Below are 1036 nucleotides of genomic sequence, written 5' to 3'. Positions count from 1 at the left end.
ATTTATTAAATAAGCTGCAAAATATAAAATATTACTTCACTTTCTGATAATGATAGCTATTGCCATCGGCCAAAACTGCCCCAATTGGTGTTTTTTCGTAGAGAATTATTGCTGAGTTTTCGTCATCAAATGTCAGAAACGCGTATTGATTCTCTTTCTCAAAAATTACAGCTTCCCGTGGGTCTATACCTGAATAACTCACTTTTTGTACGTCGAAAGTAGTGCTTGTTCTTACTTTTCCATTAACTGTAAGTGTATAGGTCTTAGTACTTACATCAAAAGTAATAATTTCGGTATTCGCTGCTTTTATCTCGGTTGGACTATTTGGAGCTGGATACCCAATACTTGTTTTAGTAAGTTGCCATTGCCCATTGATTTTATTTAACGATGGCTCAATTGTATTCTCTACTTGGCATGCCATAAGTGATAGCATGATGATAATAAAAAAGGCGGTTTTCATTTTTTTGTGATGTTTACAATTTCAATTTTTTCAACTGTCGATTTATTTCCCCAACCACATACCAAATCTCCTTTTTCTTGGGTGGTTTTATATTTCAAAATTACTGGAATCTGAATATTTCCTGAATAAGTATTTGCCGGAAGTTTTGCAATTTCGGCTTTTAACAAATTTGTAAATACTGCACTACTCGCTTCGGTTGGTAAAACATCTTTTATTTTATCTCCCTTTGCATCTATTAAAGATATATGCTCGGCACAGCCATCAACAGGTAAATTATTATTAAAAATAATAGCATTAGCCTCTATGAGTGGGGCCGTATTATCTTCGGATTCTTTGGTGCAAGTATTCACCAAGACTGATAATAAGATGATTGATAGCATTTTCATAGTATTAAATATTTTCTATTTATACCACAATGATTCTAAAAGTATTCAAATGGTTGGAATCAGAAATCAAATTCGATGATTTCGGGGTCATTCATTAGATTTTTGATGGCTTTTTCGTGGTTTTTTTCGGGGCCTTTCACAATCCAAACTCCACTTATATTTTCGTGAGTTTTGTTTTGAGTACCACGTT

General features: G+C 33.5%; 2 protein-coding genes. Both read right to left on the bottom strand.

Annotation, left to right across the window (positions count from 1 at the left end; translation table 11 throughout):
• Positions 1 to 31: 31 nt before the first annotated feature.
• A complete protein-coding gene (locus tag ACOVO2_RS12505; RefSeq protein WP_421770302.1) occupies positions 32 to 460 on the bottom strand; it encodes a hypothetical protein in 429 nt (142 codons plus the stop codon).
• A complete protein-coding gene (locus ACOVO2_RS12500; RefSeq protein WP_421770301.1) occupies positions 457 to 846 on the bottom strand; it encodes a hypothetical protein in 390 nt (129 codons plus the stop codon). Before ACOVO2_RS12500 ends, ACOVO2_RS12505 begins: the two co-directional genes overlap by 4 nt.
• Between the last annotated feature and the right edge of the window lie 190 nt (positions 847 to 1036).

This window comes from Emticicia sp. (assembly GCF_049241225.1).
In the GTDB taxonomy this organism is placed as follows: Bacteria; Bacteroidota; Bacteroidia; order Cytophagales; family Spirosomataceae; genus Emticicia.
The sequence above is the reverse complement of the archived record's forward strand: the minus strand, read 5'-3'. Positions and strand labels throughout refer to the sequence as shown.